The organism is Brevibacterium sp. CT2-23B (genome assembly GCF_013168765.1).
Classification (GTDB): Bacteria; Actinomycetota; Actinomycetes; order Actinomycetales; family Brevibacteriaceae; genus Brevibacterium; species Brevibacterium sediminis.
The window spans coordinates 311,643-337,710 of record NZ_JABBYK010000003.1; the positions used below are offsets into that span (position 1 = coordinate 311,643).

A 26,068-nucleotide genomic window follows, 5' to 3' on the forward strand; every position below is an offset into this window, starting at 1 on the left:
CATGGCTCATTCCGGAGCACCAGAACTCACCGTCGACGCCGCTGACCTGCGCGTCGCCATCGTCGCCGCCTCCTGGCACACCCAGATCATGGACGGACTCGTCGACGGGGCCCAACGCGCCGCCGCCGAGGCCGGAGCCGAAGCCACACTCGTCCGCGTGCCCGGCAGCTTCGAACTGCCCGTCGCCGCGGCCCGCCTGGCACCGCACTTCGACGCGGTCGTCGCCCTCGGTGTGGTCATCCGCGGCGGCACCCCGCACTTCGACTACGTCTGCCAAGCCGCCACCGACGGCCTCAACCGGGTCGCCATCGACTCCGGCAAGCCCGTCGGCTTCGGGGTCCTCACCTGCGACACCGAACAGCAGGGACTCGACCGTGCCGGGCTCGAGGGCTCGGTCGAGGACAAGGGCCATGAGGCGATGACCGCCGCCCTCGTCACAGCTCAGGCCCTGGCGCCGTACCCTCAGATCTGAGCAGGGCTGACTCGGGCGAGCGGGTCGGCCGGCCCCGGCTTCCTCAGACCGATCGGACCGCAGAACCTGCTTCCCCACAGATAAGTGTGCGCAGATTGCCCGTTTGGGTGTCCCAAGTGGCAATCTGCGCACACTCATCGTGCTGTGCGGCAGGTTGCGCCGGCGGCGCAGGCCCCGCGACCTGACTCAGCTCAGAAGAGCTGGCGGATGTTCGTCCGGGCGAGGTCGATGAGCTCGTCGCCCTTGCCCGAGAGCACCGTGCGGATGGCGTAGAGCGCGAAGCCCTTGGCCTGCTCGACGGTGATCGACGGCGGCATCGACAGCTCCTGACGTTCGGTGACGACATCGAGGACCGCAGGCCCCGGGTAGGCGAGGAATTCCTTGACGACCTTCGGCAGGTCCTTGGACTTCTCGACACGGAATCCCTTGATCCCGACCGCCTCGGCGATGGTGGAGAAGTCGGGATTGTCGAGGTCGGTACCGAAGGTGACGAAACCGGCCGCCTTCATCTCGAGCTCGACGAAGTTGAGCGACGAGTTGTTGTACACGACCGTCTTGACCGGCAGCTTGTTCTGCGTGAGCGTGATGAGCTCACCGAGCAGCATCGACAGTCCGCCGTCACCGGCGAGCGCGATGGTCTGCCGGTCCTCGAACGCCGACTGCACGCCGACGCTCTGGGACAGGGCGTTGGCCATCGACCCGTGGCTGAAGGAACCGATGAGGCGGCGTTTGCCGTTCATCGTCAGGTAGCGGGCCGCCCACACCACGGGTGATCCGACGTCGGGGATGAAGACGGCGTCGTCATCGGCCATCTCGTCGAGGAGGCGCGTCAGGTATTGCGGGTGGATCGTCCGCTTCGACGGTGTAGCCAGTTCGTCAAGGTCCTTGCGGGTCTTCTGATAGTGCTTGGTCAGGGACTTCAGATGCGTGCTGGTGCGGTTGGCCTTGATCTTCGGCAGCAGCGCCTCGACGGTGTCGGCGACCGTTCCGACAAGCGGAATGTCGACCTTCGTGCGCCGTCCGATCTGGGACCCGCGCACATCGACTTGGATGACGGTGGCGTCCTCGGGATAGAACTGCTGGTAGGGCAGATCGGTACCGAGCATGAGCAGAGTGTCGCAGTCCTTGAGCGCGGCGTAGCCGGAGGAGAATCCGAGCAGGCCGGTCATGCCCACATCGTAGGGATTGTCGGGTTCGACGAATTCCTTGCCACGCATCGTATGGACGATCGGGGCCTGGAGCTTCTCGGCGATGGCGAGCAGCTCATCATGGGCACCCTCGGTGCCGGCGCCGGCGAGGATCGTCGTCTTCTTGCCCTTGTTGAGCGCCTTGGCCGCGGCCTCGACCTGGGACTCCGCGGGAATCATGTGCGACGGATAGGCCCGGACCTCCTCGGCGGCGGCATCGATGTCGGCCAGGCCGACGTCACCGGGAATGACGAGCACGGCCACGCCGCGCTTCTCGATGGCTTCTCGCATGGCGATGCGCAGCAGGCGGGGCATCTGCTCAGCCGAGGAGACGTTCTCGACGTAGACGCTGCAATCGCGGAACAGCTCGGTCGGGTGGGTCTCCTGGAAGTAGTTCGAGCCGATCTCGTCGCTGGGGATCTGTGCGGCGATGGCCAGCACGGGAACTCGCGAACGCTGGGCGTCGAAGAGACCGTTGATGAGGTGGAGGTTGCCGGGTCCGCAGCTGCCGGCGCAGACCGCGAGCTCACCGGTCAGGGCGGCCTCGCCGCTGGCGGCGAAGGAAGCGGCCTCCTCGTGGCGGACGTGAACCCATTCGAGCTGCGGGTTCACGCGGAGGGCATCGGTGAATCCGTTGAGCGAATCTCCCGGGATGCCGTAGACGCGCTTGACTCCGCTCGCGACGAGGGTATCGACGATGTTTCTGGCGACGGTGGGCATTGACTTCCTTCCGTTGAACCATGGCACCGGGGTGCATTCACAGCCCCGGCAGGGGGCGGCCCCACGCTTGGGGCCTTGACCGCGCTTTCAGTCTAGCCCCGAAGTCCATCAGGGCGGCTGTCCGATTCCTCACCCTCCAGTGCGGGAATATCTCCCTTTTCGGTCAGGGAAGAACCTCGCCGAGGCGGCCCTGACCATGGGTTCGCATGTGCAGGATCCTCCGACGAGGTGTCTGTTGGGAGGCCCGCAGGAGAGCCCGGCAGATGTGTCAAGCAACTTTCCATATCTCCGAAACGTGTAAAAAAATCGCCGATTCTTTTACACGTTTCTCTGCTCAGAGAGTGTGCCCCTCACCGAGGCGGCATTCACGTCCGCGCAGACAGCAGGGTCGCCAGTGTGAGCAGCCCGGCCATGGTCACCGCCATCATCGGGTACCCGCCGAGTACCCCAGCCAGCGCCGGACCCGCGACCGGTGCGAGCGCCGTGCCCGCGGTGATCGGCGCGACGAAGACGCCGTTGACGGCCCCGAAGTTCCTCGTCCCCCACCGGTCGGACACCGCTGTGGCCTGCAGCAATGTCATGCAGCCGCGCACGCTACCGCCGAGCATGGCGATGCCGATGAGCAGCCAGATCGGGCCGGGAACCAGAGCGAGCAGCCACAGGCCGACAGCGCCCGAGGCGAAGAGGATGACCGTCCGCGACCGTGTCGACGAGTGCCGTTCCAGACTCGGGTAGCCGAATCGTCCCGCCATCTGGCCGAAGCCGACGAGGCCGAGGGCGATGGCCGCCAGACTGTAGCCGGCACCGCGTTCGATGATGAGCGGGATGATGTTGATCGTCACCGCGAAGAGTGTGAACGTGGCGATCGCGACGGCGATCTGCAGGGTGATGAAGCGCGGGTGACGAGTGACGCGGCGCAGTTCGGCCCGGCTCGGCTTCACCGTGGATGCGGCCGCCTCGTCGGTCCAGGTGCGGTTGAGGAAGAACAGGTGCATCGGCAGCGCGAGGACGGCGAGCAATCCGGCGAGCACACCGTAGGTTCCCCGCCAGCCGAGGCTGTCGATGAGCCAGGCGATGATCGGGGCGAAGACCGTCGATGCGAGCCCGCCGACGAGCGTGATCGTCGTCAGGGGCTTCGTCCGCTCCGCCCCGTACCAGCGGGTGATGACGGCGAAAGCCGGCGGGTAGAGCGTCGCTGCCTGGGCGAATCCGGCGAGGATCCAAGCGGCGAAGAACACGAAGAGGTTCGGCGCGATCGCGACGAGTCCGAGGGCGACGACCCCGATGGCCGTGCCCGCGCCCATGATCAGCTGCGGACCGTGCCGGTCGAGCATCCGCCCGACGCTGGGCCCCATGAGCGCTGAGACGATGAGCCCGACTGTCAGCGCCGCCGTCACCGTCGTGTGGCTCCACCCCATATCGTCAGAGATCGGGGTGACCGCCACCGGCAGAGAGTAGTAGAGCAGGCCCCAGCAGACGAGTTCGGCAACGCACAGCGCGGCCAGTCCCCCGCGGGGTTTATCGGTCATCATCGAGGCCCTCGCCGAGGCGGTGCTCCGTTCCCACGCCACGACCTGTTCCTTCGCCGAGGTGACCCGAGGTCTCCACCTCGGCCGCGGACCTCAACCGTTCCAGTGCCGTCTCCCACGGGATGCGTTCCTGTTCGAGTCGAACGTGGCCTTCGGCGCGGAGTCGTTCGAGGGCACGTGCCTCGGTGCCGGTGAGATGTGCGAAAGTGCCGGTGCTCGGCTTCGGTTCCGGCACCCAGAGGTCCTGGTGTACGAGCAGAGTTGCTTCGTCCATGAGCACGGATTCGACCTCCGGCAGGTGGCTGCGCAGGCGGTTGAGAATCGCGAAACCATGGGAGTCGAGGTCGCCCCAATAGATCACGCGCGCACCGGCGATCCAGTCCAATCGAGCGACCCCGTCGACGGCATAGCCGGAGCCGTGTACGGCCACGGCACCCGGCCAATCCGGCATGGCGAGCACGGATTCGAGGTTCTCGAAGACGAAGACCAGCCTCGGCGATATGGGCAGTCGACCGAGTTGGGAGATCGGAGCGGTCACATCGTCGAGGGACGCGGCGGCCGCTCTGTCCGAGGTGCGATCGACGGTGACCTCATGATCCACGGAGCCGATCAAGGTCCCGTCGAGGATACGCAGCCGCAGTCGCGGTTCGGCGTCGAGGACGGTCACCGCATCGGCATGGCCGATCCCTCCGAGCAGGGCGGTGACGAGGCTGCGGTGGGTCTCAAACCACTTCGAGTCCACCCCGCGGATGGGCAGCTGCCTGGGTCGCAGCGATCCGAGCGGATGGGTGCACAGCCAGTCGACGACGTCGATGACAGTAACGAACGCAGTGTCGGACAAGGAGAGGATCCGTTTCGACTGGGAACGTATCGCCGCGGCAAGGGAGCCCCCGTCCGAGCTGACCTCCGCGTCCGCGTCGCGAGTCGCCGCGATGCCGTTCGATACGGACCCGAGTCGCTGCCGGATGCTGACGGCACGGTCTCGCAGCCTCCGCCATTCTCGAGCGGTGTCGCCGCCAACGAAAGCGGCCACTGCATCAGGGGTCAGCAGTCGCAGTCGGACCGGAACGCGTTGACTGCCGACGCGGACCCAGCTGCGCTCTTCCCAATCGATCTCGAGCTCTGCAGGTGCGCCCGCGGCTGCCCCCGCAACCTCCCGGACCGCCCGCCAACTGCCGGCCCAGTCGGCGGCAGCAGCCTGATCGGAGAGCACCTGCTGTTCCGTCGGCGATTTGAGGGCGATCTCGATTCGCACCTCCTCGACCTGTTCCGCCGCCCAGGCAGCCATAGACGCAGCCAGGCGCTTGCGCGCCTTGTCCCGAGCCTCGGCGACGGAGAGCATCGTCATCGGGCGTCCGACTCCTCGAACTCAAGCTCGACTTCACCGGCCACACGGATGCTGTCGGAGCCGTCCGCCTTCTCAGACCCATCTGCCCCACCGGCACCGTCCGATCCCTCAGCTTCCGTGGCCGCTCCGGCGCCGCTCGATTCTTCGCCAGCGCCAGCGACTGACTCCGACTCCGATACTGACTCCGAGACCGACTCAGCTCCAGCCCCGTCCAGCTCCGTCTCGTCCCACACCATCGTCGAGGTCAGGGTCTTCTGCCGACTCGGATTCTCGATCGAGGTCGCCGCACCCACATAGGGTTCGATCGTCTGCAGCAGCTTCTGCGGAGTCGCCAGCACCATGTGGAAGCCGAACTCGATGAAGATGTCCAAGGCCATACGCGTATACCGCGTATCCGCTTTGTCGAAGGCCTCGTCGAGGATGATCGTGCCGTACTTCGAGATCGCCTCATCCGGGTCGGCGAGCTGATAGCGCAGCGCTGCCGCCAGGCAGAAGATCACGAGCTTCTGCTGCTGACCACCGGACATCGCCGCACCCGAATCGTAGGTGGCATGTGCACGACCATGGTCGTCGATCTCCTCGGCGAGGAAGCTCACGTGCAGGCGTGTGTCCAGGCACTGAGTCTTCCAGACCTTGTCGACGTGCTCGCTGGATGAGAATCGGCGCATCACCTCGGCGAGGGTGTCGTACTTCCTCTCCGCAGTCTCCATATCGTCCTCACCCCAGCTGCCGCTCGCCACGAGGCGGAGATCGGCGATGAAGGCGTTGACGGTCTCGGACCGCCGGGTCTTGACCTTCAGCCGCAGGTACCGGTCCTCGTCGAACTGCGACCGCAGAAGGGACGAATTGATCGGCGCGACCCGATCCTCGATCTCACGCGGGGCGGCATGGATCTCGTTGAGGAGTTCGCCGATGAGATCCCGGGACCGCTGCTGCAGCAGATCCCGGAAACGGTTCTCATGATCGGGCAAGCCGTGCGCGAGGATCTCATCGAGCATCGACAGGTAGGCGCGCCGATCATCGACTTCCGCCGTGAGCTGGGACGATACCGATGGCCATGCGGCCTTGAACTCGGCAGCCAACCGTGTCACGGACTGCCCCGACCGACTTGCATCGGCTTGCGCCCGGTCCTTCTCCTCCTGCAGCACCTGCGAGACCTGCTGGCCCACCTCGGCGAGGTTCTCCCGCTTGATGCTGCGTTGGATCTTCCGGAACCGTTCGTCCAATTGTTCGCCGAGGTGGCCCTCGACTTCCGCCACCCGACCTGAGTTGACGTCGTCCTCGATCCGGGTCAGGTTCGAGCGCAGACCCGTCGATTCCTCGTTCGCCCGGCGAAGGGCATAGTCGGCTTCGTTCTTCGCTGTCTCGGCCGCGTCCTTGACCGCCTTGGCTTCGCGTTCGGCGCCGATCGCCTGCTGCAGGTCGCCGTCGGCATCTTCGAGTTCGGCCAGCTGCCGCTCGAGAGTCGCGACCTTCTCGGCCGCTCCGTCTCGGTCGACGTCGCGCCAGGACTGTTCGCGAATACCGGCGAGGATGCCGCGGCGACGGTGGGCCAGTGCGGTTTCGGCGTCAGCCGCCGCGACCACCTGTTCGGCCGCGGCCAGTTCCGACTGAGCCTCCTTGAGGGATTCGACGAGGGCTTCGAGTTTCGCTTCGCGGTTGCCCAGGACCCATTGGCTGCGATCGTCGATGGCCCGCCGGTCGTCCTTCTCGTACCGGGTGCGTGAGGTCTTGACCTGGCCCTTGACGGTGACGGCGCGCGGATGGTCGTCGAGTTCGTCCGGGTGGTCGACACAGGCGAAGTCGAAGCGTTCGGACAAGGTGGTCCGGACCCAGTCGCCGAAGCCGGTGTCGCTGACATTCACCTTGTTGACCAGCGACTTCTCACTGCCCACGGGGCGGGGGCTCGGCACTGAGCGCGGGATCTCCTCGAAGACGAGGCGTCCGCGGATGCGGTGGGAATCCACCCAGGTGCGCACGGCCGAGAGGTTCTCAGAACGGACGAGGACGGTCAGAGCCATGGGCCGCAGCACCCTCTCGATGGCACCCGTCCACCGGGCCTCGTCGGGGTCGACTTCGATGAGTTCGGCCGCGAACGGCAGCGCCTTCTCGCTCAGTCCGGTGCCGGCGGCGAGCTCGGACCTGATCGTCATGAGGTTGTTCGGCACGGTCGATCCGGACCGCCGAAGGGATTCGATCTCCCCTTCGAGTTCGCGGACCTTCGCCCGCGCCTGAGAGAACCGGTCGTGATCGGCATGGCTGGGTCCTGCGACCTGCGTGTCGTCGTCGAGGCTGGAGGCGATCTGGGCCTGCAGTTCGGCAAACTCGGCGGCAGTGGTCGGGGCGTGCTCGATGCCGGCCTGCTCAAGCTGACGAGCCAGCCCAGACCAACGTTCGGCGATGGCACGACGTTCGGTTTCGGCGGTGTCGATGCGCTGCTGAAGGTGCTCTGCCTCGGAACCACCGAGTTCCAAAGTGGCTCGTCGGGCCAAGTCGTATTCGTCGACTGCGGCGTCGAAGTCACGTTTGGCGCGGTCGGCGGTGACTTCGAGTTCGACGATCTGCCTGGTCAGCGCCGAAAGGTCGGCGCGGAGGATATCGAGCTCGCGCCGCTTCTGGTACGGCAGCAGAGCTTCGCTGAGCGCGATCGACTTCGCGGCGATGTCGTTGGCAGTCTCGAAACGGGAGGCGGCTTCGCGCAGCTGCAGCAGATGATCGCGCTGTTTGCGCAGTTCGACGACATGGTCATGAGCGTCCTTGAGGTCACCGAACTGTGCGACGGCAGTCTCGGCGAGGTCGAAGGTCACCGGACTTTCGAGCATATGGTCTCGGAAGAGCCGGTCGAGGCTGTCCAGGCTCTTCGCCGATTGTGTCTTGTGCAGCAGCTGGAGTGCGGACTCGTCGGCCATGCCGAAGGTCTTGCGCATCCGTGCATAGAACTTCCCGTGGTGGCCGTTCGAGGTGACCACCGCATCAGGATGGTCGGCCTTGAGTTTGCGGGTCTCGAGTCCGGAGCGCGCATAGTGCTGCAGGTCGGAGAGGTCGAGGTCCGCGCGCTCGAGGACACAAGCGTCGGAGAGGTCCGTCGTTTTCGTGCCCGAACCCTTGATGAAGAAGAGTCGGGCCAACGACAGGGGCTTGTCGCTGCCGTTGTCGTAGCGGAGGATGATTCCGCTCCAGGTGGCGCGCGGGCGCAGATATTTGCTGACGACCCGGTCCTCTTCGGAATCCGCGGTGCGAGTCCAGGCCCCGCGGACGTAGCTGACGAGGCTGCGCTGGTCGAGGCGAGCGCCCGCGGTCTGAGCAGCGACGTTGAAGCGCAGCCACTTGTCCGGGGTGAGGACTGCGGCGATTCCGTCGAGGAGGGAGGACTTGCCCGAGCCCGAGGGCCCGGTGATGAGGTGGCCCTTGTGGGAGACGGGGATGCGGTGGATGTCGGCGTCGAAGGTGCCCCAGTTCGCGATCTGGATCTCGCTCAGGCGCCACTGACTGCCGACGTCGGGCCGGTTCGCTCCGCGAGCACGCGCCTGGTCGGCGACGAAGGCGGCATCGAGCGGGAAGAGTGCCTCGGTCACGCGTCGTCCTCCTCGGTGTCGGCGTCGATGTCGCTATCGGCATCGGATGCGTCGGTGGCGGTATTGTCGACGACCGCCTCGGCGATGGAGTCCCCGCCGTCATCAGACTTGCCGTCATGGATCTCAACGGCATCGGTCTCACCAGCGGCGATGCGTTCGTAGACGGCGATGAGCTCGCGCACACGGTCCTCGTCGATGAGGAACTTCACCATGGGAGAGATCTCGAAGCGGTCTTCACCGGCTTTGTGGAGCACGCGCAGGCGGTTGCTCATCCGCGACCACGCGCCGTTGAGATTGCGCTGGAAGGTCGATTCGTCCCCTGTGCGGTAGATCGCGAGTCGTTCATAGACCTCTTCGCGATCGACGATGACACGCTTCTCCCCCGGCGCGGCCAACAGCAGCTGCCGGAGCACCAGCAGCATCGCCGTGTCGAGGAAGGTGAGTCGTTCGCTGCGCACCGCGGCGGGCGCGTCGATCTCGTCGGTGACGATCTTGCGGGTGAATGCGAATTCGTCGACCCGGTCGATGACGAGGTCGAGGAACAGATCGTGCAGGCGCGAACGGACGAGGCCCTCGTCCGCGACGAGAGCGGCCCACAGCTGCGGGGCCTGCGTCCCGGACACATACGGCCCTTTGAGCAGTTCGAGCAGCACTCGGCGAGTGCGCTCTCCCAGCGTTCCGGTGTCACCGGACCACAGACCGCTGGGGTTGTGGCCGAGGTCGTCTGCGGAGTCGGTGGATTCCATCGCCGAGGCGACCCCCACCTCGGCGGGGGCTGTGTCGTTGTCGTGGTGGGTGGGGCTCATAGGGTGATGCCTTCGGTGAAGTAGTGGCGGCGGATCGCGGCGGTGCGGACGATGCCGTCGATACCGGCCCAGGTGAGGATTTCGCGGTTGCCGACATCGACGTGGCCATAGGTGCTGGCCAGGGACAACAGGCCGACGACGCTGGCCAGTCCCTGTGTGGCGGGGAAGGTTTCGAGCACCTCCGCGACGGAGGCTTCGTGGGCGGAAGTGACGACGGAGTTGATGTTCTCGGTGAGTTCGGCGAAGTCGATTTCGGATTCGCGGGCGACTGCGATGAGTTCGGCGAAGTCGATCTCGGAGTCCGTGGCCTCGCCGAGTTCCGCTCCGGCGTCGAACTCCTCAGGGTCGTGGAGGATGACCTCGCCGACGCTGCCGAGTGAGACGCTGGAGAGTTCGAGGTCGATGCCGATCTCGTCGTAGGGTTTGAGCTCCTGCGACACGGGCGCGGCCGCGGCGAGACCCTCCTGGAGGAGAGTGCGCATGACGCGGTCGCGTTGGAATTCGTGGGAGTGGACGTAGCGGCGCAGGCCACGGGCGAACTCGGTGAGGATGTCCGAAACCTCGTGAGACCCGTCCTTCATCTGGCGCATCAGGGTGCGCAGGGAACGGCGGGTGGCCAGAGAGAGGGTGGCGGAGAAGTCCCGGTCGAGGATGGCGGCGATGTCGTCGTCGAAGGCCGCGGACTGTTCGGGGTCGCGGACGAGGGCGGAGAACGCCGAGAACGTCCGACCTTCGTCAGAGGACTCGATGAGGTCGACGCCGCGGAACACTTCGTCGAGTACTTGGGACTGGGAGTCCTCGGCGGCGAGGATCGAGACCCGCAGTTCCTGATTGAGTTCTTCGAAGCGGGCGCGCACGCGGGCGAAGTCGGCGGGCAGTCCCTGCGCCTGCTGGAGGATGTCGGAGACGCGTTCGTTGGCTCGCCGCCTGTCGAGGACGACGGAGCGCGGATCGCCGCGGCGGACCCGGGCGATCTCGGCGTCGATGCGGTCGCGTTCGGCGCGTAAGGAGGCGAGGCGGCGAGAGCTGTCCGGGTCGGTGTCGATGGCCAGCTGTCGCACGGATTGGGCGAGGCTGACCAGCCGGGATTCGGTGGCGGTCTGTGGTGGGGTGCGCAGCTGCTCGAGCATGCGGATGGCATCGAAGCCGGCGGCGGAGAGTTCGTAGGTTTCGCCTCTGGCGGCGGTGGCGGGACGGCGGACGAGGATTTCGGCGCGACGCCAGTCATCGCAGTAGGCCTTCGCCGTCCGCAGCGAGAGGTCGAAGTGGTCGCGCAGCTCCTCGAGGTCGGCATCGATGCCTTCGTGCAGATCCTCGGTGTTCATCCTGGTGCCGGGCTTGCCGAGATGAGCGTCGAGGGTTCCGGCCATGACAGCGAGGTTGTCGGCCCGGAGCATGCGCAGGGTGGCATTCGATTCGAGCAGTCGCCGGTAGGCGAGCGCGGATGACAGGGCGGACATAGGAACTATTCTCTGCGCCTAGGCGGGTGCGCGCCAATTCGCGAGTCGGGTGAGGTCAACGGCTGTCTCTCCTCCCTCCGAAGGTGTCAGGGTCAACAGGTCGGTCCTTCTTGGGCATCTTGGCCACGACAAGACAATAGGACTCGAGCACGAGGTCGTGGAGAAGATCGGGATCGAGACGATCGCCGGCAGTTGCGGCGCCGGGTTCGCCGCCGTCATCGCTTCCCTCCCCGGCCACGGTGATCCAGTGCTTCTTGTTCATGTGATAGCCGGGTGAGATCTCCGCATAGGCGTCGCGCAGCACCTCACCGTCGAGGGGATCGATCTTGAGGTTGAGACTCGGAACTCCCCGCAGCTCGTATGCCATCATGAACATCTTTCCGCGCACTTTGTACACGGCATTGTCCGGCCCGAACGGGTGGTCGAGCTCGACCGAGGGGTACTGCATGGCTTGGTCGTTGGCCAAGCGGAGCACGGTGGCGGGGTCCATGCGTGGAGACTAGCAAAGGCCACTGACGTAGGAACTGACGTTAGACTCGAATCATGCCTGAGACCTCACTCCACACCGCCCCTCACCTGCTCTTGGCCGCTCTCGGCGGGACCATCGCGTCGACCGCCAATGCCGCAGGTGGGGTTGCTCCAGCACTCAGTGGGGCAGAGATCGCTGCGGCCGCAGGTCTCGATCAGGTCTGGCCGGATCTGCAGGCTGATTTCACTCAGGTTGCTCAGGTTTCGAGCGCGAATGTCACCCTCGAGATGCTCTTCGACGTCGTCGAACTCGCCCGCTCATCCGCGGCCGATGGAATCGTCCTCACCCAAGGCACCGACACTCTTGAAGAGTCCGCGTTCGGGCTCTGGCTGCTCAATGACTCGAGCACTCACATCGCTGTCACCGGGGCCATGCGCAATCCGACCCTGCCCGGAGCCGACGGGCCGGCAAATGTCCGGGCCGCCGCGCTCACTGCCCTGTCCGACCAGGTCAGAAACCTGCCTGCGTCCCTTGTGTTCAATGACGAGGTCCACGATCCGAGGTTCGCAACGAAGTCGCACACGACCTCGACGGCCGCGTTCTCCTCCGGGCCCATCCTCGGCGCGATCGGATGGCTGAGCGAAGACGATCTCCATCTCCCGCACGCACCCCAGCCTCCGAAATCACCGTTCGCCGGACTTCCCCGTCCGTCTCAACTGAGCAAGGTCGCCCTCGCCGAGGTGGGGATGGGCGAACCGGAAGAGACCCTTGATCTCATCGACGGGTCCGGGTTCGCCGGAGCCGTGGTCTCCGGAGTCGGCGGCGGTCACGTCCCCGAGGATCTGATGCCCGCCGTGGCCCGACTGGCCGAGAGGATGCCCGTGGTGCTGGCCTCACGTACCGGTTCGGGTGCGAGCCTGCACCGCACCTACGGCTATCCGGGCGGCGAGATCGGCCTGCTCGATTCCGGGCTCATCTCCGCGGGAATCCTCGACGCTCGCAAGGCCCGCATCGTGCTCAACCTGGCGCTGAGCTTCGGCCTTGACCCCGCCGAGGTGTTTGGTCAATTCAACTGAGCTTCACACCGGCCTGGTCGACCCCCGCACCACGAGTTCCGGGGTGAACTGGCGGTCGTGATGTTCATCCGAGGCCAATGCGTTCTCCTGCAGGAGTGCCTCCACCGCCGTGCGTCCGAGCAGTTCCGCCGGCTGCCGCACGGAAGTCAAGGGCACGATCGTTGAGAACGCATAGTCGATATCGTCGTAGCCGACGATCGCGATGTCCTCGGGGATCCGCAGATCGCTGAACATGATGACTGCCTGCATGAATCCGACCGCCAACAGATCATTGGCGCAGAAGACCGCGTCGGGCCGCTGATCGTCGGGCAGCGCGACGACCTTCTCCCCCGCGTCCCGTCCGGCGAGGATGGTGAGTTCGGCGGTGTCGAAGACCGGCAACTCGAGTCCTGCTTGACCGGCTCGTTCTCGCGCTCCGGTCAAACGGTCGGCGACCTGCGGCAGCGACTGCTGGCCGCCGATGAACGCTGGTCTCGTGCAGCCACCGGCGATGATGTGGTCGAGTGCCAACCGCCCTCCGGCGATATTGTCCACGGTCACTGACGACAGGGCGTAGCCGTTCGAGTCACGGTCGACGAGCATGACGGGCGTGCCTCTGGACGCAATCGATTCGAGCCCGGACAGGTCTGAGCCAGTCGGGGTGACGAGCAGACCGTTCACTCTCTGTTCGGCGAAGAGGTCGACATATTTCGATTCCCGGGCCTCATCGGTCCCCGAGTCTCCGATGAGCAGTGAAAGTCCTGCCTCGTCGCAGGCTTGTCTGGCCCCGTGCGCAACAGACGCGAAGAACGGGTTCGCGGTGTCGAGGACGACGAGGCCCAAACTGCTGCTGTGCCCAGATCGCAGCTGCCTGGCCGCGGCATTGCGAACGAAACCAAGCTCCTCGATCGCGGCGTTGACCTTCGCCGCCGTCGCCTCGGCGACCTTCGACGAACCGTTGACGACATGGGAGACCGTGCCGACCGAGACTCCTGCGCGGTCGGCGACTTCGCGCATGCTCACTTTCGCCATGAGTCTCCCTCTGTCATCCGTTGTACTTACGTCACCTGCGCTGTGCCGTCCGTTATCCGCTCCGCGGCACTCCGCAATTTCGCGGGCAGGCATGTCTCATTGTGCCTGACGCACCGTCATTCCGGCCGCCGCTCCCACCCCAACTTCCACAACCGCCAACGGCCGTCTTGATGTGACCCGAACGACATGCTAGTGTTCCGAGCAACAATATTGAAACGTTTCAATCACTTCATCTCACCCGGCGGATTCGCGAAGTCGCGATCACCGAGCCATCCTGGAGGAACCTATGAAGGACACAACGACGTCGTCCAAATGGAAGGCCACGGTCGCCGTGGCTATGTCGAACTACATCGAAGCCGGTTCGATCATCGCGATCGCCACGAGCATCAGCCTGTGGCAGACGGAATTCGGCCTCGACAGCATGGCCGTCGGCCTGCTCAGTGCACTGAGTGCCAACGCCTTCGGTGCTGCGATCGGTGCAGCCATCGGCGGTCCGCTCTGTGACCGCTACGGCCGGAAGTTCATCTACACCTACGACCTGCTCCTGTACATGTTCGGCACGCTGTTCGCGATCTTCGCGTTCAACTTCGCCTCGCTGCTCATCGGCTTCGTCCTCACAGGCATCGCCGTCGGTGCCGGTGTCACCGCCGCATGGACCTATATCGCCGAGGAAGCCCCCGACGGCCGTAGGGCCGGCCATGTCGGTGTGGCCCAGTTGGCCTGGTCGATCGGGCCGATGATCGGCTTCCTCCTTGCCGCCCTGCTCGAACCGATGGGTCTGCTCGGCTCCCGCATCATCTTCGCCCACCTCTTCGTCATCGCCTTCATCACCTGGTGGGTCCGCCGCGGACTGAGCGAATCGCGTCGCTGGACGAAGAAGCAGGCCAACCCGAACACCGTGGGCACCTACCGCGGAATCTTCGGGATGTTCACCAAGAAGAAGAACATCACAGCACTCCTCTTCCTCATCGGCGTCTACGGCCTGTGGAACACGGTGGCCGGTCAGGCCGGAATCTTCCAGCCCCGCATCTACGAGGCCACCGGACTCACCGACGCCCGCTCCCAATACCTGCTGCAGGTCCTCGTCTGGGGTCTGACCAGCGCCGCAACCTTCTTCGGCTTCATGCGCTACGGCGACAAGGTCTCCCGCCGCTGGCTCTACGGCTTCGGCGCCGGACTCGGCGTCATCGCCTGGGCCGTGCTCATCTGGGGACCGGCCGGTTGGTTCTCCCTCCTCGTCTTCGCCATCGGCTGGGGCATCTCGTCCGGACTGGGCGCTCAGGCCTTCTACGGGCTGTGGGCGGCCGAGCTCTTCGCCACCCGCTACCGTGCCTCAGCACAGGGCTTCATGTTCATGATCGTGCGCGTCATGGTCGGCGTCCTGTCTCTGTGGTTCCCTCTCATGCTCGAGAAGACCGGCATCCACGGCGTCGGATTCCTCATCGTCGGACTCCTCGTCGCCGCCCTGCTCATCGGCATGATCTGGGCCCCGAACACCCAGAACAAGACCCTCGAAGAGATCGAGATCGAACGCTACGGCCGACTCCTCGATGCCGATCACGCCACCGAGGTGGCCGCGGGCAATATCCACACCGACGGAACCGCAACATCCGGTTCGACCGATTCCACCGCAGTCAGGGAACGCTGAGATGGAGCGGGTGTGTTTCCGCATGCAGGTCGATCCTGCCCGCCTCGATGAGTACGTCGCGGCACACCGGGCCGTATGGCCGGACATGCTCGAGGCTCTCGAATCCACCGGTTGGCGCAACTACTCCCTGTTCGCGGATCCGACCGGCATGGTCATCGGCTATCTCGAAACGGACGACTACGAGGCCGCGCAGAAGGGGATGGAGCTGACGGAGATCAACGCTGCTTGGCAGCAGTCGATGTCTCCGTACTTCGCTGCCGGCGGGTCGTTCGACGCAGGACCGGAACGAATCCGCGAAGTCTTCCACCTCGAGGACCAACTCGCTGCGGCCCGGGCCGAAGTTCACCCCGAGTGACCACTGCATCGGATCCAGCGACTCGCTGATTCTTCAGTCCCACAATGCACCCAGCACCACCGCAACATTAAGGAATACCAACTCTCATGAGCACTCGCCCCACCTTCTCCGACATCACCGATAAGCTCGCCGCGCAGGAGATCGAACTGCCCTCCTGGGCGTTCGGCAACTCCGGCACCCGCTTCAAGGTCTTCGGCACCCCGGGCACTCCGCGGGACCCGTTCGAGAAGATCGCCGATGCTGCAAAGGTCCACGAACTCACCGGACTCGCTCCACAGGTGGCCCTGCACATTCCGTGGGACCTCTGCGATTTCGATGAGCTGGCTGCCCACGCTGCCGGACTCGGAGTCCGTTTGGGCACGGTCAACTCGAACACATTCCAGGACGACGACTATAAGTTCGGTGCCCTCACCCACGAGGACGAGGCTATCCGCGCCAAGGCCATCGACGCTCATCTCGAATGCATCGACGTCATGGATCGCACTGGATCACGGGACCTCAAGATCTGGTTGGCCGAAGGTTCGAACTACCCTGGCCAAGCGGACATGCAGGGTCGGCAAGATCGACTCCACGAGTCACTTTCCCAGATCTACGACCGCCTCGGCGAGGAACAGAGGATGGTGCTTGAATACAAGTTCTTCGAGCCCTCGTTCTACCACACGGACGTCCCCGACTGGGGCACTAGCTACACCCAGGTCGCAGCCCTGGGCGACAAGGCGCTGGTCTGCCTCGACACCGGCCACCACGCTCCGGGCACGAACATCGAATTCATCGTCATGCAGCTGCTGCGCCTGGGCAAGCTCGGCTCGTTCGACTTCAATTCCCGCTTCTACGCCGATGACGACCTCATGGTCGGTGCCGCCGACCCGTTCCAGCTCTTCCGAATCATCCACGAAGTGATTCGCGGAGGCGGCCTCAACAGTCCCGATATCGCGTTCATGCTCGACCAGTGCCACAACGTCGAGAACAAGATCGAAGGACAGATCCGCTCGGTGCTCAACGTCCAGGAGATGACCGCCCGAGCCCTCCTCCTCGACACCGAGGCGCTCACTGCGGCTCAGCGAGCAGGCGATGTCATCACCGCCAACGACATCTTCATGGATGCGTTCTACACCGATGTTCGCAGCGACCTCGCTGATTGGCGCGTCTCCCGCGGACTGCCGGCCGACCCCATCCGTGCCCTCCGTGAATCCGGCTACCAGGAGCAGATCGCAGTCGACCGCGTCGGCGGCACCCAAGCCGGCTGGGGCGCCTGAACTTGGAGACAGTGGGCGTCCCGAAATCGCGACGCCCACTGTCTCGACCCACCTCGCTGCATCACGCACTTCGACACCCGCACCATCCTTTTCAAGGAGAACCATGACCCATCCGACCGTCAACGAACTCATCACCCGCTCGAACTCGCTCGGCGCCGATCGTCGCAATACGAACTTTGCCGGTGGCAACACCTCCGCCAAAGGCACCGACATCGACCCGGTGACCGGCGAAGACGTCGAACTCATGTGGGTCAAAGGCTCCGGCGGAGACCTCGGAACGCTGACTCCCGAAGGTCTCGCGGTCCTCCGCCTCGACCGGCTGCGAGCGATGGAGAACACCTATCCCGGTGTCGACCGCGAAGACGAGATGGTCGCGGCCTTCGACTACACCCTGCACGGCAAGGGCGGTGCCGCACCCTCGATCGACACCGCCATGCACGGGCTCGTCGACGCCGCCCACGTCGACCACCTCCACCCGGATTCGGGCATCGCCATCGCCACTGCGGCAGACGGTGAGGAACTGGCCACAAGGATCTTCGGCGACAAGGTAGTCTGGGTGCCGTGGCGCCGTCCCGGTTTCCAACTCGGCCTCGATATCGCCGCGATCAAGACGGAGAACCCGCAGGCCATCGGCACCATCCTCGGTGGTCACGGGATCACGGCCTGGGGAGCCACCTCGGCGGAATCCGAAGCCAACTCACGGTGGATCATCGACACCGCGGCCGCTTATATCGCCGAACACGGCCGCCCCGAACCTTTCGGCGCAGAGCGCACGGACTTCGCCGCTCTGCCTGCCGATGAGCGTCAGGCCAAGGCCGCGGCCCTGGCTCCGCACCTGCGTGGTCTCGCCTCTGCGGACAGGACGATGGTCGGGCACTTCACCGATGAACCGGCGGTGCTCGAATTCCTCGCCGGGGAGAAGCTCAACGCTCTGGCCGAACTCGGCACGAGCTGCCCGGACCATTTCCTCCGCACCAAGGTGAAGCCGCTGGTCATCGATCTGCCGGCGGCCACCTCGGTGGAAGAGACCATCGCCGCACTCCCGGCACTGCACGAGGCCTACCGAGCCGATTATGCGGCCTATTACGACCGCCACGCCGATGCTGAATCACCCGCCATGCGCGGGGCGGATCCGGCGATCATCCTCGTTCCGGGGGTGGGCATGTTCTCCTATGGTGCGGACAAGCAGACAGCGCGGGTGGCCGGCGAGTTCTACGTCAATGCCATCAACGTCATGCGCGGAGCCGAAGCGCTGTCGACCTACGCTCCCATCAGCGAGGCGGAGAAGTTCCGCATCGAATACTGGGCTCTCGAGGAAGCCAAGCTGCAGCGGAGGCCTGCACCTAAGCCGCTGGCCGGTCGCATCGCGTTCGTCACCGGCGCCGCTTCGGGGATCGGCAAGGCGATCGCCACTCGCCTCGTCGCCGAGGGGGCCTGCGTCGTCATCGCCGATCTCGACCGGACCAAAGCACAGGAGGTTGCGACCGAACTCGGGCCGACCGATGTCGCCATCGGCGTCGCAGCCGATGTCTCCGATGAGGCCGGAGTGCAGGCGGCCTTGAATGAGGCGGTCCTCGCCTTCGGCGGTCTCGATCTCATCGTCAACAATGCCGGGCTGTCCCTGTCGAAGTCGCTGTTCGACACGACCGAAGCCGATTGGGACCTCCAGCACAACGTGATGGCCAAGGGGTCGTTCCTCGTGTCGAAGAACGCCGCCCGGATCCTCGTCGACCAAGGGCTCGGCGGTGACATCGTCTACATCTCCTCGAAGAACTCCGTCTTCGCTGGACCGAACAATATCGCCTACTCGGCGACGAAAGCCGATCAAGCTCATCAGGTGCGTCTGCTCGCGGCTGAACTCGGCGAACACGGAATCCGTGTCAACGGCATCAACCCCGACGGCGTTGTGCGCGGTTCAGGAATCTTCGCCGGCGGTTGGGGTGCGCAGCGCGCGAAGACCTATGGGGTGGAGGAGAAGGACCTGGGCAAGTTCTATGCTCAGCGGACCATCCTCGGCCGTGAGGTCGTCCCGGAGAATGTGGCCAACGCCGTCTATGCGCTGTGCACTTCCGACTTCTCGCATACGACCGGCCTGCACGTGCCCGTCGACGCCGGAGTCGCCGCAGCGTTCCTGCGCTGAGCCGCACGCGAACGGAGATCCTCATACATATGGATACCACTGAATCTGCTGCCGGTCTCACTCTCGCCGCGGTCGACCTCGGCGCCACGAGCGGCCGCGTCATCTTGGGCGGCGTGCACGATGGCGTGCTGCGGATGAACCCCGTGGCTCGGTTTGCCAATGTGCCGCAGTTCTTGGGCGAGAGCATGCACTGGAACATCCAGTCGCTCTTCGCCGAACTGAGTACGGGCCTCCGGGAAGCCATCCTCAGAAGTCCGGGACTCGTGAGCATCGGCATCGATTCGTGGGCCGTCGACTATGGGCTGCTCCGCGGCGGAGAACTGCTCGGGATTCCGCACCATTACCGGGACGGACGGAATCTGCGCGGTGTCGAAATCGTCCACGAACTCGTCGCCCCTGATGAGCTCTTCACCCACAACGGCCTCCAGCACCTCGACTTCAACACCGTGTTCCAGTTCGCGGTCGAAGCCGAATCCGGGTTCCTCGACCTCGCCGACGCGGCACTGCTCGTTCCCGATCTCATCGGATTCTGGCTGACCGGGCAGATGCGCACCGAACGCACGAACGCCTCGACGACCGGGCTTCTGTCGGTCCGCAACGGAGACTGGGACGCCGACCTCATGGAGCGGCTCGGACTGCCGGCCGATCTTCTGCCCGCTCTCGTCTCCCCCGGCGAGAGCATCGGGGAACTGACTGCACCGGTGGCTGAACGTCTCGGGGCGGTCGAACCGATCCAGGTGACGGCCGTGGGCAGTCATGACACCGCCTCGGCGGTGGTGGCCGTGCCGATGGAGGGGCAGAGCTCTGCTTATATCTCCAGCGGAACCTGGTCCCTGGTCGGTCTCGAGATCGACGAACCGGTCGTGACCGAGGAGGCGCGCCGAGCGAACTTCACGAACGAAGGCGGAGTCGACGGAACGATCCGGTTCCTCAAGAACGTGTCCGGTCTGTGGCTGCTCAGCGAATCGATGCGCCAGTGGGAACACGACGCCACCGATGCTCAGCGCAGCTCGGACCTTGAGAGCCTGCTCGCCGAGGCGGCCGCAATCACGACGCCTGTGGCTGTGTTCGACCCGTCCGATGGACGTTTCACCCCACCCGGGGACATGCCCACCCGCATCCGCGACTGGTGCTGTGAGCACGGCATCGACCCTCCCCACACCCGCGCCGAGGTGGTCAGATCCATCCTCGAATCGCTTGCTGCCGCTTATGCTCAGACCATTGCAAAGGCCGAGAAGCTGACGGGACGGAGTGTGGAGACGATCCACATCGTCGGCGGCGGTTCGCAGAACACTCTGCTCTGCCAGCTCACCGCGAACCGCTCCGGCCGCAGAGTGCTCGCCGGTCCCGTCGAGGCGACGGCGATCGGCAATCTGCTCATCCAAGCGCGAGCGGTCGGTCAGGTCGATCCGACCAGCAGCTTGGACGAGCTGCGTCAGGTCGTGAGGAACTCGTTCTCCGTCACCGAATACCTGCCTGGCTGAACAGCGTTGCGATCCGCAAGGCAAGAAAGAGGCGGCGTCGGCCAGAACTGGCCGACGCCGCCTCTTCGTTTCCGATTCAGAGATGAACCGACAGACTCAGCTCTCGGCGCCCACGGCGACGACCATCTTGCCGAAGTTTCCGCCGGTGAGCAGATCGTTGAAGTATTCGGGAGCCTTGTCGAGACCGGGACGGATATCCTCGCGGAAGCGAACCTTGCCCTCCTTGAGCCAGCCGCTCATGTTCGTAAGGAACTGCGGGGTCAGACGCTCGGCGAACTCGGTCTGGATGAATCCGCGCACGAGCAGCGACTTCGTCAGGATGTTGCCCATGAGCGCTCCCGAACGGTCCGGCCCCTCTGGCAGCGAGGTGAGGTTGTAGTTGGCGACGAGACCGCACACGGGCACGCGAGCGAACGTATTGAGCCGCGGCAGCACAGCGTCGAAGACCTCCCCGCCGACGTTCTCAAAGTAGACGTCGATGCCCTGCGGCACCGCCTCCTTCAGCTCCTGCCGCAGGTTCCCCGTGCGGTGGTCAAGTGCCACGTCGAAGCCGAGCTCACGAAGGTGAGCGACCTTGTCCGGTCCGCCGGCGATGCCGACGGCAGTCGCTCCCTTGATCTTCGCGATCTGACCGACGACGGATCCGACGGGACCGGTCGCAGCGGCCACGGCCACGGTCTCAACCTCCTTGGGCTGACCGATCTCGAGCAGACCCGCGTACGCAGTGAACCCGGGCATGCCGAGCACACCGAGGTGGGTGGAGATCGGCGCAATCTCCGGGTCGATCTTGCGCAGGTGTCCGGTCGACTCGACCGAATACTCCTGCCAACCGCCGTAGCCGAGCACGATCTCACCGGCGGTGAAGCCCTCGGCATTGGATTCGACGACCTCGGACACGGTGGCGCCGACCATGACATCGCCGACCTCGACGGGCTTGGCGTAAGACTTCGCGTCCGACATCCGCCCGCGCATGTACGGATCGAGCGAGAGATAGAGGGTGCGCAGCAGCACCTGCCCCTCGCCCGGGGTCGGCACAGGCACCTCGTCGAGCAGGTAGTTCTCTGCAGTGGGAGCGCCCACAGGGCGCGAGTTCAGGCGAATCCGATGGTTGGTCGTCATGGAGACGGTTCCTTTCAGCAGCAGATCATTCTTCGCTTGTGTGCTTCAATGGGGCGACAGGTGCATCCGCGACGATCACCGATGCTGTCGGTCATAACAACCATTCGGGATCGCCCGATGTTCCTGATCGAACGATTTTTCTGACACCGAGGCGGCACCCAGTCGAACCTTCCCCACCAGATCGCGGGCCACCGTCTCCCATTCGGGATCGAAGGCCCACCCGAAATCGCCGAGGTGATCGAGCAGATGGCTGCCATTGTCCCGGATGATCTCCGACCACTCCTTCGGCCACGCGCCGTAGTTCGCCGCCGCGGCGAGTTCGTCGACATCCTTGAACACGGCACCGGTCGGATCGAGCCGACCGTCCTCGGCGTGCAGGGGCATAGACGCGATCGGGAAGGTGATATCGAGGATGTGATCGCTGGTGAACAGCGCATCATCGCTGCGTCGGTGTGAGGTCTCAAGATTGATGTACCACTCGACCTGCACGCCGCCGGACTCTGGACGATCGACATCATCCCCAGCATCTTTGAGCAGCACCCATACGGAGAACGGAGCTTCGGGCGGGACGATCTTGAGCACTCCACGACCCCGCCACGTGCCCTCGACATTGATCCTCGTCGGCGCCTCGGCGATGGGACGAAACCGTACCTTCAACGGCACATCGTGGGCGTTCGTGTCTTCCCACCCGACGATGCGGGTCTCCTGCGTCGGCGTACCCCCTGCCAACCACAGAACAGAGCCGGACGGCCCGTCGGCGATGACACGCATCGGGCGGGCCACCTCGGCGAGGTCGCGGTCGAAGTCGAAACGACGGAACGTACAGGTCACGGTCTGTCCCGGAGTCCAGAACGGCGCCGTCCCCACGGGTCTGACCTGGGACGGAGTGGGGATCGTGAACGGATCGCGCAGGCTCATGCGGGCAGTCTATGCGTCGGTCATGGGCGAGCGCTGAAGACCGACCAACCGTGAAGACCTGGGCGGCGAGGTCATAGAGTGGGGCCATGAACGACTCCGATGACGCAGCGACTCAGACCCCCTCGGCCGCCCAGACTGCACCCATTCCCCCGACCGCGAACCCTGCCCCGGAGACGACGATCGGTCGCACCTTCGAGATCCCGAACACGATGACCGCTCCCCCGCGCACCGATGCCGAGGTGCCCGACTACGTCCGCGCCCTCGGCCTGCCCGGACTCGCCGACATCCACGTCCACTTCCTTCCGCAGAACGTACTCGACAAGGTGTGGGAGTACTTCGACAACGCTGCGGACAACTACGGTCGCGACTGGCCGATCACCTACCGGTACGACACGGACACCCGCCTGGATATCGTCCGCGAGCTCGGCCTGCGCGCGATCCCGGCCCTGACTTACCCGCACAAACCCGGAATGGCCGCCTGGCTGAATGAATGGAATGCCGAGTTCACCGCCGCCCACGACGACGTCATCCACTGCGGCACTCTCTATGCCGAACCCGAATCAGCCGACTACGTCCCTGCCGCGCTTGCCGCCGGTGCGAAGCTGTTCAAGGTCCACGTTCAGGTCGGTGTGTTCTCTCCCGACGACGAGGTCCTCGACCCTGCGTGGAAGGCACTCGAAGAGGCCCGAGTGCCGATCGTCATCCACGCCGGATCTGCTCCCCTGCCGGGCGCCTACACCGGGCCGCAGGCGGTGGCGAACGTCCTCGAGCGATTCCCGCAGCTGAATTTCGTCATCGCCCATATGGGCATGCCCGAGTACGACGAGTTCGCCGATCTCGCAGAGAGATTCGACAACGTCTATCTCGATACGACGATGTTCGCCTCCGGGTATTTCTCCACCCCCGCCGAGGTGACCCCCGCCTACCGCGAACGACTGGCCAGGCTTGAGGACAAGGTCATCCTCGGCTCTGATTTCCCGAACATCCCCTATCCCTATGTCGATCAGATCTCCGGACTGGCAGGGCTGGGTCTCGGCGATGATTGGATGCGCTCGGTGCTGTGGACCAACGGCGCGAAGGTGCTCGGGCTCGACTGAGTCTCAGCCGTCGCGGGGCACTCGGTCGGCGCCGACGACCCCGGTGAGCATCTCCTCGGCGGTGGGTGCACCGCGTCGGATGACGCTGATCTGACCGGTCGATTCGAGGATCACGCATGCCACCTCATCGCGGTTGCGGATGCCGGCAGATCGCAGTTTGGCGATGAGTTCGTCGTGGTCGACGTGGCTCTTCGACAGGTTGTCCTTGAGGATCTCACGACCGGCCATGAGCACCACCGCCGGGGAGTTGACGACGCTGCGCACGAATCCGAAGCGTCGGCCGAATCCGCTGAGCGCCTGCAGGATCAGCAGGGTCGCCAGACCCAGGATTCCGGCCGCCAGGGTCGGGGTATCGCCGAGGATGGACCGCCCGATGATCGCTCCCATCGCAATGATCGCGGCCACGTCGAAGCTCGACAGGCTCGCCAGAGTGCGCTGGCCGAAGATGCGCAAGAGCAGAATGATCCCGAAGTAGAAGGCCACACATGAGACGACGATCCTGACTGCGTCGACCCAGTTGAGCCCGTATTCCATCCAATCCATGACAACCTCCGGAACGGATGATACGCCTGCCCCGGAATCGGGGCGTTGCGCTGGGGTCGGGGTCAGCGATTCGCAGCGGGGTCAGCTCTTCACACGAAGCTCAGACCGAGCGCAGCCATTCGTCGACGGTCTTATCGGACATCCTCGGTGACGGTGGGATGAGGCCGTCGCGGGCCATCGGCCCGGGCAGGGGAATGCCGACGACTTTCGACGGCTTCACACCCGCCTTCCGGGCACGTGCAGCGGCAAGTCGGCGGGCGATCTCAGCGAAGTCGCTGATCTCGGGACCGGCGACCTCGATGGTGCCGCGCTCGCGTGCGTCGATGGCTTCGGCCATCATGCGTGCCGCCTCGGTGACTGCCAGGGCCCGCACGCGCATCTTCGGCACGAAGCGCAGCGGCCCGGCCTTGATCGTCATCGTGTCGACGAGTTCGAACCACTGAGCCGACCGGAACATCAGCAGCTGCTCCTCCGGGATGAGCCGGCGAAAGATGCGCTCCTGCATGGCTTTGCCCCGGTAGTAGCCCATCAGCCGCGACTCGGCGGCCTCGGAGCGGAACGCGATCGACAGGACGGCCACGGAGGTGCCGGGCTTCTCGGCAGCCGCCTCGGCGATCGAACGGGAGCTGCGTGAGAAGAAATCGATGGCTTTGTCGGCGTTCATCGTCAGCTGGTTGACGCAATCGACGAGGACGTCGCTGCCTTCGGCCGCCTCGGTGACTCCCTGACCGGTCACCGTGTCGACCCCGCTCCCGCGATGAGCGGCGATAACAGTGTGTCCACGTTCGCGCAGTTGGGGCACCAACTGCGCGCCGAAGGTTCCGGTGGCTCCATAGACGGTGATCTGCATGATCGTCGACCCCTCAGACGAAGCACGGGCGGGCCCGACGTCGAGCCCGCCGGTGCGCCGGTCGTTTCTCAGTTCTGGTTGACTGTGACAGTACCAGTGTCGGCTGTGGCCGAGATCGGAACGAGGATCTTGCCCTTGGCTTCCTTCGGGTCGTCCGCCACGTCGTACTTCTTCAGATCGGAGGCGAGGTCGACGGTGCCGTCATTGGACTTCGCGTTGATCCGGTAGAAGAAGTCCTTATCCAGCTCTTCTGAGGTGAGCTTGAGATTCGGCACTCGCATGTCGATCGAGCCCTCTTCTGTCTTCGCGATGATTCCGCCGGTGGGCATCGCCTGATTGGTGAAGTCGAGGTCGACGGTTCCCGTCGAACTGACCACGTCGATGCGGTCGCTGACGGTGAGGTTCTCGCCTTCGATGGCACCGACCCCGGTCTTGGCCGACACCGTACCGAAGTCTCCGTCCAGGTAGGTCGCACCCCAATCGCTCGTGGTCCGCACCTTCTGAGCCGACCCGGTCACGTTCGCGGTTCCACCGCCGGTATCGGCGTTGATCTCGGCGAAATCGCCGGTGACATCGAACCGGCCGTAGTTGCCGTCGAAGTCCAGCGCAAGGTCTTTCGCCTCACTGGTCGGGATGGTGACGGTCAACCTGGTGTTCTCGAGTTTCCCGCCGTTCTTCACGGCCACCTCGGCGGTATCGGCTCGACTGTCGACCTCAAGGTTCGCGGAGCTGTCACGGGGACCGGTGCCGGTGAGCTTCACGGTCGCCTCGGCGACGTCGGCGGTCTTGATGTCGACAGCACCACCGGAGTCGAGGCCGATCTTGAGTTCCTTCATCGCCTTCGGCAGCGGTTCGGACGATTCGATCCGCCCGTAGTCGAGGCGGGAAGCACCTTGGGCGGTGCTGACGATGACGGGGACGAGGAGGACGACGGCGGCGAGGATGATCAGGACCGCGCGCAGACCGACGCGGGCGGATTCGCTGATGCGCACTGTGGCAGGCATT

Annotated in this window: 21 protein-coding genes; 8 read left to right on the forward strand and 13 right to left on the reverse strand. The window is 65.0% G+C overall.

The window, feature by feature from the left end:
* The first annotated feature begins 1 nt into the window (after position 1).
* Positions 2-472, forward strand: coding sequence for a 6,7-dimethyl-8-ribityllumazine synthase (gene ribH / locus HIM68_RS09980; protein ID WP_139467895.1), 471 nt, complete (start codon positions 2-4; stop codon positions 470-472).
* Between the two features lie 191 nt (positions 473-663).
* Here ribH and poxB read toward each other — a convergent pair whose 3' ends face one another.
* From poxB to HIM68_RS10015, 7 genes are all read right to left on the reverse strand, one after another.
* Positions 664-2,379: a ubiquinone-dependent pyruvate dehydrogenase gene (gene poxB / locus HIM68_RS09985; protein ID WP_139909206.1), complete on the reverse strand. Its 1,716-nt coding sequence runs from the start codon at positions 2,377-2,379 to the stop codon at positions 664-666.
* A 365-nt stretch (positions 2,380-2,744) separates the two neighbouring features.
* Positions 2,745-3,908 carry an MFS transporter gene (locus HIM68_RS09990; RefSeq protein WP_172171808.1) on the reverse strand — a complete coding sequence of 388 codons (1,164 nt, stop codon included), beginning with the start codon at positions 3,906-3,908 and terminating at the stop codon, positions 2,745-2,747.
* Positions 3,898-5,256: a Wadjet anti-phage system protein JetD domain-containing protein gene (locus HIM68_RS09995; RefSeq protein ID WP_172171810.1), complete on the reverse strand. Its 1,359-nt coding sequence runs from the start codon at positions 5,254-5,256 to the stop codon at positions 3,898-3,900. The genes HIM68_RS09990 and HIM68_RS09995 overlap by 11 nt, the downstream gene beginning before the upstream one ends.
* Positions 5,253-8,831, reverse strand: a complete 3,579-nt coding sequence (locus tag HIM68_RS10000; RefSeq protein ID WP_367647500.1) for an ATP-binding protein — start codon at positions 8,829-8,831, stop codon at positions 5,253-5,255. Before HIM68_RS10000 ends, HIM68_RS09995 begins: the two co-directional genes overlap by 4 nt.
* Positions 8,828-9,577 (reverse strand): DUF4194 domain-containing protein, encoded by a 750-nt coding sequence (locus HIM68_RS10005; protein WP_172172153.1) that lies wholly within the window; start codon positions 9,575-9,577, stop codon positions 8,828-8,830. The genes HIM68_RS10000 and HIM68_RS10005 overlap by 4 nt, the downstream gene beginning before the upstream one ends.
* Positions 9,578-9,633: 56 nt before the next feature.
* Entirely contained in the window at positions 9,634-11,097 is a 1,464-nt protein-coding gene (locus HIM68_RS10010) for a DUF3375 domain-containing protein (RefSeq protein ID WP_172171812.1), read from the reverse strand.
* 55 nt (positions 11,098-11,152) lie between these two features.
* Positions 11,153-11,587, reverse strand: a complete 435-nt coding sequence (locus HIM68_RS10015; protein ID WP_139469119.1) for an MmcQ/YjbR family DNA-binding protein — start codon at positions 11,585-11,587, stop codon at positions 11,153-11,155.
* A gap of 53 nt (positions 11,588-11,640) precedes the next feature.
* On the opposite strand from HIM68_RS10015, the gene HIM68_RS10020 reads away from it, so the two are divergent.
* A complete protein-coding gene (locus tag HIM68_RS10020; RefSeq protein WP_172171814.1) occupies positions 11,641-12,642 on the forward strand; it encodes an asparaginase in 1,002 nt (333 codons plus the stop codon).
* A gap of 3 nt (positions 12,643-12,645) precedes the next feature.
* Here the strand turns inward: HIM68_RS10020 and HIM68_RS10025 are convergent, their stop codons facing one another.
* Positions 12,646-13,653 carry a LacI family DNA-binding transcriptional regulator gene (locus HIM68_RS10025; RefSeq protein WP_172171816.1) on the reverse strand — a complete coding sequence of 336 codons (1,008 nt, stop codon included), beginning with the start codon at positions 13,651-13,653 and terminating at the stop codon, positions 12,646-12,648.
* A 286-nt stretch (positions 13,654-13,939) separates the two neighbouring features.
* On the opposite strand from HIM68_RS10025, the gene HIM68_RS10030 reads away from it, so the two are divergent.
* The 5 genes from HIM68_RS10030 (at position 13,940) to HIM68_RS10050 (ending at position 20,536) form a co-directional block, all read left to right on the forward strand.
* Positions 13,940-15,301 (forward strand): MFS transporter, encoded by a 1,362-nt coding sequence (locus tag HIM68_RS10030; protein ID WP_172171818.1) that lies wholly within the window; start codon positions 13,940-13,942, stop codon positions 15,299-15,301.
* A gap of 1 nt (position 15,302) precedes the next feature.
* Positions 15,303-15,656, forward strand: coding sequence for an L-rhamnose mutarotase (locus tag HIM68_RS10035; protein WP_139469116.1), 354 nt, complete (start codon positions 15,303-15,305; stop codon positions 15,654-15,656).
* Between the two features lie 86 nt (positions 15,657-15,742).
* A complete protein-coding gene (gene rhaI, locus HIM68_RS10040; protein WP_172171820.1) occupies positions 15,743-16,912 on the forward strand; it encodes an L-rhamnose isomerase in 1,170 nt (389 codons plus the stop codon).
* Between the two features lie 103 nt (positions 16,913-17,015).
* Positions 17,016-19,052: a bifunctional aldolase/short-chain dehydrogenase gene (locus tag HIM68_RS10045; protein WP_172171822.1), complete on the forward strand. Its 2,037-nt coding sequence runs from the start codon at positions 17,016-17,018 to the stop codon at positions 19,050-19,052.
* 29 nt (positions 19,053-19,081) lie between these two features.
* Positions 19,082-20,536, forward strand: coding sequence for a rhamnulokinase family protein (locus HIM68_RS10050; protein ID WP_172171824.1), 1,455 nt, complete (start codon positions 19,082-19,084; stop codon positions 20,534-20,536).
* A gap of 96 nt (positions 20,537-20,632) precedes the next feature.
* On the opposite strand, the gene HIM68_RS10055 is transcribed toward HIM68_RS10050, so the two are convergent.
* Together HIM68_RS10055 and HIM68_RS10060 are read right to left on the reverse strand one after the other, a co-directional pair.
* Complete coding sequence (locus tag HIM68_RS10055) at positions 20,633-21,655, reverse strand: NADP-dependent oxidoreductase (protein ID WP_172171826.1); 1,023 nt, start codon at positions 21,653-21,655, stop codon at positions 20,633-20,635.
* A gap of 75 nt (positions 21,656-21,730) precedes the next feature.
* Positions 21,731-22,573 (reverse strand): DUF402 domain-containing protein, encoded by an 843-nt coding sequence (locus HIM68_RS10060; RefSeq protein WP_172171828.1) that lies wholly within the window; start codon positions 22,571-22,573, stop codon positions 21,731-21,733.
* 86 nt (positions 22,574-22,659) lie between these two features.
* Here HIM68_RS10060 and HIM68_RS10065 point away from each other — a divergent pair, with 86 nt between their 5' ends.
* Positions 22,660-23,670, forward strand: a complete 1,011-nt coding sequence (locus tag HIM68_RS10065) for an amidohydrolase family protein (RefSeq protein ID WP_367647501.1) — start codon at positions 22,660-22,662, stop codon at positions 23,668-23,670.
* A 3-nt stretch (positions 23,671-23,673) separates the two neighbouring features.
* Here HIM68_RS10065 and HIM68_RS10070 read toward each other — a convergent pair whose 3' ends face one another.
* From HIM68_RS10070 to HIM68_RS10080, 3 genes are all read right to left on the reverse strand, one after another.
* Positions 23,674-24,213, reverse strand: a complete 540-nt coding sequence (locus HIM68_RS10070) for a DUF421 domain-containing protein (protein WP_172171830.1) — start codon at positions 24,211-24,213, stop codon at positions 23,674-23,676.
* Between the two features lie 100 nt (positions 24,214-24,313).
* Positions 24,314-25,063, reverse strand: a complete 750-nt coding sequence (locus HIM68_RS10075; protein WP_172171832.1) for an SDR family oxidoreductase — start codon at positions 25,061-25,063, stop codon at positions 24,314-24,316.
* A 68-nt stretch (positions 25,064-25,131) separates the two neighbouring features.
* Positions 25,132-26,067: a hypothetical protein gene (locus HIM68_RS10080; protein ID WP_172171833.1), complete on the reverse strand. Its 936-nt coding sequence runs from the start codon at positions 26,065-26,067 to the stop codon at positions 25,132-25,134.
* Position 26,068: the final 1 nt, after the last annotated feature.

Excerpts from the sequence above, each read along its gene's own strand:
- ribH (WP_139467895.1), top strand. The coding sequence starts at position 2 with ATGGCTCATTCCGGAGCACCAGAACTCACCGTCGACGCCGCTGACCTG.
- poxB (WP_139909206.1), bottom strand. The coding sequence starts at position 2,379 with ATGCCCACCGTCGCCAGAAACATCGTCGATACCCTCGTCGCGAGCGGA.
- HIM68_RS09990 (WP_172171808.1), bottom strand. The coding sequence starts at position 3,908 with ATGACCGATAAACCCCGCGGGGGACTGGCCGCGCTGTGCGTTGCCGAA.
- HIM68_RS09995 (WP_172171810.1), bottom strand. The coding sequence starts at position 5,256 with ATGACGATGCTCTCCGTCGCCGAGGCTCGGGACAAGGCGCGCAAGCGC.
- HIM68_RS10005 (WP_172172153.1), bottom strand. The coding sequence starts at position 9,577 with ATGGAATCCACCGACTCCGCAGACGACCTCGGCCACAACCCCAGCGGT.
- HIM68_RS10010 (WP_172171812.1), bottom strand. The coding sequence starts at position 11,097 with ATGTCCGCCCTGTCATCCGCGCTCGCCTACCGGCGACTGCTCGAATCG.
- HIM68_RS10015 (WP_139469119.1), bottom strand. The coding sequence starts at position 11,587 with ATGGACCCCGCCACCGTGCTCCGCTTGGCCAACGACCAAGCCATGCAG.
- HIM68_RS10020 (WP_172171814.1), top strand. The coding sequence starts at position 11,641 with ATGCCTGAGACCTCACTCCACACCGCCCCTCACCTGCTCTTGGCCGCT.
- HIM68_RS10025 (WP_172171816.1), bottom strand. The coding sequence starts at position 13,653 with ATGGCGAAAGTGAGCATGCGCGAAGTCGCCGACCGCGCAGGAGTCTCG.
- HIM68_RS10030 (WP_172171818.1), top strand. The coding sequence starts at position 13,940 with ATGAAGGACACAACGACGTCGTCCAAATGGAAGGCCACGGTCGCCGTG.
- HIM68_RS10035 (WP_139469116.1), top strand. The coding sequence starts at position 15,303 with ATGGAGCGGGTGTGTTTCCGCATGCAGGTCGATCCTGCCCGCCTCGAT.
- rhaI (WP_172171820.1), top strand. The coding sequence starts at position 15,743 with ATGAGCACTCGCCCCACCTTCTCCGACATCACCGATAAGCTCGCCGCG.
- HIM68_RS10045 (WP_172171822.1), top strand. The coding sequence starts at position 17,016 with ATGACCCATCCGACCGTCAACGAACTCATCACCCGCTCGAACTCGCTC.
- HIM68_RS10050 (WP_172171824.1), top strand. The coding sequence starts at position 19,082 with ATGGATACCACTGAATCTGCTGCCGGTCTCACTCTCGCCGCGGTCGAC.
- HIM68_RS10055 (WP_172171826.1), bottom strand. The coding sequence starts at position 21,655 with ATGACGACCAACCATCGGATTCGCCTGAACTCGCGCCCTGTGGGCGCT.
- HIM68_RS10060 (WP_172171828.1), bottom strand. The coding sequence starts at position 22,573 with ATGAGCCTGCGCGATCCGTTCACGATCCCCACTCCGTCCCAGGTCAGA.
- HIM68_RS10065 (WP_367647501.1), top strand. The coding sequence starts at position 22,660 with ATGAACGACTCCGATGACGCAGCGACTCAGACCCCCTCGGCCGCCCAG.
- HIM68_RS10070 (WP_172171830.1), bottom strand. The coding sequence starts at position 24,213 with ATGGATTGGATGGAATACGGGCTCAACTGGGTCGACGCAGTCAGGATC.
- HIM68_RS10075 (WP_172171832.1), bottom strand. The coding sequence starts at position 25,063 with ATGCAGATCACCGTCTATGGAGCCACCGGAACCTTCGGCGCGCAGTTG.
- HIM68_RS10080 (WP_172171833.1), bottom strand. The coding sequence starts at position 26,067 with ATGCCTGCCACAGTGCGCATCAGCGAATCCGCCCGCGTCGGTCTGCGC.